The sequence below is a fragment of the Christiangramia marina genome, assembly GCF_048285865.1.
Taxonomy (GTDB): Bacteria; Bacteroidota; Bacteroidia; order Flavobacteriales; family Flavobacteriaceae; genus Christiangramia; species Christiangramia marina.
Window position 1 is genome coordinate 622,553 of record NZ_JBLVTK010000001.1, and the last position, 5,005, is coordinate 627,557.

The following is a 5,005-nucleotide window of genomic DNA, read 5'->3' on the forward strand; positions in this document are numbered from 1 at the left end:
AAAGATCATCCAGTTTTTTATTCTCAGGAACAAAATAAGGTTCACGAAGCAAACTCGTCCAGACGAATTTCTTGTCATTTAAAAAAGGTAACAGATCTTTGATATACAGAATCCCAATAACATTATCTACATTTTCTCGAAAGACCGGAATCCTGGAATAACCGTTTTCAATGATCTCAGGAATTATTTCGTCGTAAGGACTTTCTTCATTCAGGGCAAAAATATCCATTCTTGGACGCATCACCTGCTTAGTATCTGTATTTCCGAAGCTAACGATACCTTGCAGGATTTTCTGTTCTTCCCGGGTTGTATCCTCTTCGCTGGTAAGTTCCAGCGCCTGGGAAAGATGATCAATGCTTATAAAAGAACGTTGTTTCCCAAATTTATCATGAAAATAGAGCGTTATGGCTCTCATTGGAGTACTTAAAGGCGAAAATAGCGTATCCAGAACATTAATAGGATAAGCCATAAAATTAGAAAACTGCACCTTGTTTCTACTCGCATATACCTTCGGAAGGATCTCTCCAAATAACAAAATCAGGAATGTCACCAGACCTACTTCAAATATAAATCGCAGATCAATGCCAAAATATGTGGTATTCATCCTTCCGAAGATATCATCGGTAAGACTATCGAATAGCAGAACAATGGCAATATTGATAAAATTATTAGCCACAAGAATCGTAGCCAGTAATTTTTTAGGTTTTTCAAGCAGACTGATGACTATATTCTGTGTCTTTGACCTCTTCCCATCTTCAGTAATGAAATTCGCGGGGGTAAGTGAAAAGAATGCTACTTCTGCTCCAGAGATCATCGCAGAACATAATAATAGCACGAATAAAGTTATCAGGCTGATAAGCTGGGTAATTCCCATTGAGGCTAGAAACAAAAGCAAACTGGGAGGTTCCGAATCCAAAGGCTGAAATTTTAGTTAAACTTAGAAGGGTAAATCGTCCTCTTCTTCTGTCTGGTTATAAGGTTCATTTCTACTTCCGGGACTTTGAGTCGCCGGTTGTTGCTGCTGCGCAGGTCTATTCTGACTCATTTGCTGATTTCCAGTAGATGGCTCTGCAGAACTTTCATTTTTAGGAGTCAGAAATGTGAATTCTGTACAATGAATTTCTGTAGAATATCGCTCGCTTCCAGAATCATCCTGCCATTTACGGGTCTTTATACGACCTTCGATATAAACCTTGTCTCCTTTTTTCAGGTATTTTTCACAGATCTCTGCAGCTTTATTCCTAACAACTACGTTGTGCCACTCAGTATTAGTTACTCGTTCACCAGTTGTCTTGTTGGTGTAGCTTTCGTTCGTAGCAATTGGAAAACGCCCCAGCGATCCTCCACCTTCAAAATAATGCATTTTCACGTCATCTCCTGTATGTCCAATCAACATTACCTTGTTCAATGTACCTGTCATTTCAGTATAATTTTGAAGCCAACAAAGGCTTAGTAAGACTAAATTTATTCTAAAATACTAATTTTTTTTCGCCACAAAGGCAAAAACGAGCAAAGATATAAACAAGCATCTATTTATAATCCTCCGGAAGGAACTCATTTAAAAAATTTTCTATAAGTACCGGTACAGGATAATCCTTCAGGTCATTGAAATTTATGGATTCGAGGCTTTCAGCATCAATATTGACGGTCCAGAAGGTTGTGTGCAGATGTTGATGAGATAGTTTATGGACAACCTCATTCTCATTATATATATCTAGCTCAAAATTTTGATCCCCTACGAGTTCCTGAAAATTCTCTGTATCTATAAGCTCTGCTTCACCAACCGGTTTATTGGTCTCTACAAGCGGAAATTGATAAAGTCCGGACCAGATTCCCTTTCCTGTTCGTTCTTCAAGAATGGTCTGCTCACCCCTGAAGTGAGGGACCAAATAATTAAAGTATCGATGCCTGATCTTTGTTTTCTTAATCTTTACAGGCAGCTCCTTGATTTGATTATTCTTCAAAGCCAGACACACATCATTAAAAGGACAGGTATCACACAAAGGATTTTGAGGCTTGCATTGAATGGCGCCAAATTCCATGATCGCCTGGTTAAAAGTAGCCGGATCCTTATGATCTATAAGCTCCTGCGCTAATGCTTTAAATTCTTTGATTCCTGATGTACTATTAATAGGAGTTTCCACTCCAAAAATTCTGGATAAAACCCGATATACATTCCCATCTACGACAGCAACAGGTTCGTTGAAACAAAAGGATGCGATAGCACTGGCTGTATAATCACCAATACCTTTTAATGTCTTAAGTTCTTTATAATGATCTGGAAAATTCCCCTCCAGTTCTTTAGAGACCCTAATCGCTGTAGTATGCAGGTTTCTAGCTCTCGAATAATAACCCAATCCCTGCCATAGTTTTAACACCTCCTGCTCCGGGGCATCGGCCAGGGCATGGACATTAGGATATGCTTCAGTAAAACGCAGGTAATAGGGCAAACCCTGTTCAACCCGTGTTTGTTGCATTATTATTTCGCTAAGCCAGATTTTATAGGGATCCTGAGTAGATCTCCATGGTAAGTCGCGTTTGTTTTGCAAATACCATTGCTTCAGTCTTTTGGAAAAAACCATAGTAAATTATGAATCTCCGCAATAATAGAGGTTTATTCCGTTATTATTAGTGAATTAGGTTTGAAATATTGCAGATTTAATTCTTATATTTGCCCCCTTGAAAAATTGAACCCCAATAATTAAATTTAAATAGCACGAAAATGACGAAAGCAGATATTGTAGCAAACATTTCAGAAAAACTGGGAATGGAAAAGGCAGACGTACAAGCTACTATAGAATCTTTTATGGATGAGGTTAAAACTTCACTAGAAAGTGGAGATAACGTTTATCTTCGTGGTTTTGGAAGTTTTGTTGTAAAGACCAGAGCTGAAAAAACTGGAAGAAACATTTCCAAGAACACGACCATTAAAATTCCTGCTCACAACATTCCTGCATTTAAACCTGCAAAGATTTTTGTAGAAGGAGTTAAATCAAATGTTGAGGTAAAGTAAATTGAAATACCGGACGACCCGGTCTTTCCAAGAAATAAGTATTAATTTAAATGACATTGCACTATGCCAAGTGGTAAAAAAAGAAAAAGACATAAGGTGGCTACGCACAAGCGTAAGAAGAGAAGAAGAGCTAATCGCCACAAGAAAAAGTAGTGTGACAACTACTTTTTTTATTTAATTACAATCGTTCTTTGAAATTGAAACCTTCAGCAAACGAGTTTTGCTAAAAAGGTTTCTTCAGGATTCAAAACCTGTGAAAAAATAATGTTTAATCCATCTATGTCTGTAATTAGTACAGGTATGGATATAAAATCTGGAAGTGTGGACAAAGAATTAATTATCCGGTCCGAACCTTCTGCTGTAGATTTTGCCTTATTAAAAGATGGAAAACTTATTGAACTTAACAAAGAGGAGGACAGCAATAAATTCAATGTTGGAGATATTTATATTGCCAAGATTCGTAAAGCTGTTCCTGGGTTAAATGCCGCATTTGTAAATGTTGGCTATGAGAAAGATGGTTTTTTACACTATCATGATCTGGGACCTCAGATCTCTTCTCTGGTAAAGTTCATCAAACGTGTAAGCACAGGTAAACTAAAAGATTATTCTTTAAAGAATTTTTCTATTGAAAAGGATATAGACAAAAACGGCTCTATTGCCGATGTCCTAAAATCCAATCAATCTCTACTGGTTCAAATAGTTAAAGAACCTATCTCCACGAAAGGCCCCAGGATTAGCTCAGAGCTATCCCTGCCAGGGCGTTATATCGTTCTCGTACCTTTTTCAAACAGGGTTTCAGTTTCTCAAAAAATTGAAAGCAAAGAAGAAAAGGAACGTTTAAAGAGACTGGTAAAAAGCATCAAACCTAAAGGTTTTGGTGTAATTGTTAGAACCGTAGCTGAAGGCAAGAAAGTAGCAGAACTGGACAGAGACCTACAGAATTTAGTTGGTCGCTGGACAGGAATGTGTAAAAAATTGTATAAACCTCATCACCCGTCGAAAGTACTGGGAGAATTGAACAGAGCCTCTTCTTTGTTAAGAGATATATTCAATGATTCGTTTACTTCCATTTGCGTGGATGATGAAACACTTTATACGCAAATCAAAGATTATGTGAGCGAAATCGCTCCAGAAAAAGAATCAATCGTAAAGTTGCATCAATCCAATCAACCCATTTTCGAAAAACACGGTATCGAGAGACAAATAAAAACTTCCTTTGGGCGCACCGTATCTATGAGTAAAGGCGCCTATCTGGTAATTGAACATACTGAAGCTATGCACGTCGTTGACGTAAACTCCGGTAACCGTTCCAATAAATCCAAAAACCAGGAAGACACTGCGTTAGAGGTAAACATGATAAGTGCCACAGAAATTGCCCGGCAGTTACGCTTGCGTGACATGGGTGGTATCATTGTAGTGGACTTTATAGACATGAACAAAGCCGAGAACAGAAAGAAACTCTACGATCACCTGCGGAACGAAATGAGTGATGACCGTGCCAAGCACAAGATTCTACCACCGAGTAAATTCGGGTTGATACAAATTACCAGACAGCGCGTAAGGCCTGAAATGAATATCAAGACCCGTGAGGACAATCCAAACGGAAATGGCGAGATCGAAGCACCAATTAGTTTGGTGAATAAGATCAAAGTCGATCTTGAAAAGCTTATCAAGAAAGATCATAAAAAGATCACCCTTAGCGCACATCCCTTTATTGCAGCCTTTTTAACTAAAGGCTTTCCATCTCCCCGCTCTAAGTGGTTTGTTGACCACAAAAGGTGGGTGAAAATTTTACCTCGCGATGCTTACACGTATTTAGAGTACCACTTTCACGATAATGACGGGAAAGTGATCCAATAACAAGAACGCCTTTCAAGCAATTGGAAGGCGTTTTTTTATGCCCTATTTTGAAATTGCCAATTGGCATTTGAGCAACAATTCTTTGGCATTGGTTTAACTACAGTCATTTATTCTTCAGCTTAATTTTATCTT

General features: G+C 38.2%; 5 protein-coding genes. 2 read left to right on the top strand and 3 right to left on the bottom strand.

What is annotated here, in order from left to right:
• The 3 genes from gldE to mutY form a co-directional block, all read right to left on the bottom strand.
• A partial coding sequence (gene gldE, locus ACNKXS_RS02865; RefSeq protein WP_417919541.1) for a gliding motility-associated protein GldE occupies window positions 1-916 on the bottom strand: 916 nt, incomplete at its 3' end.
• A gap of 21 nt (window positions 917-937) precedes the next feature.
• A complete protein-coding gene (locus ACNKXS_RS02870; RefSeq protein WP_141879004.1) occupies window positions 938-1,420 on the bottom strand; it encodes a single-stranded DNA-binding protein in 483 nt (160 codons plus the stop codon).
• Between the two features lie 109 nt (window positions 1,421-1,529).
• A complete protein-coding gene (gene mutY, locus ACNKXS_RS02875; RefSeq protein WP_417919542.1) occupies window positions 1,530-2,582 on the bottom strand; it encodes an A/G-specific adenine glycosylase in 1,053 nt (350 codons plus the stop codon).
• A gap of 140 nt (window positions 2,583-2,722) precedes the next feature.
• On the opposite strand from mutY, the gene ACNKXS_RS02880 reads away from it, so the two are divergent.
• Both ACNKXS_RS02880 and ACNKXS_RS02885 read left to right on the top strand, forming a co-directional pair.
• A complete protein-coding gene (locus tag ACNKXS_RS02880) occupies window positions 2,723-3,013 on the top strand; it encodes an HU family DNA-binding protein (protein WP_026913962.1) in 291 nt (96 codons plus the stop codon).
• 321 nt (window positions 3,014-3,334) lie between these two features.
• Window positions 3,335-4,873, top strand: coding sequence for an Rne/Rng family ribonuclease (locus ACNKXS_RS02885; protein WP_417920134.1), 1,539 nt, complete (start codon window positions 3,335-3,337; stop codon window positions 4,871-4,873).
• The last annotated feature ends 132 nt before the right edge of the window (window positions 4,874-5,005 follow it).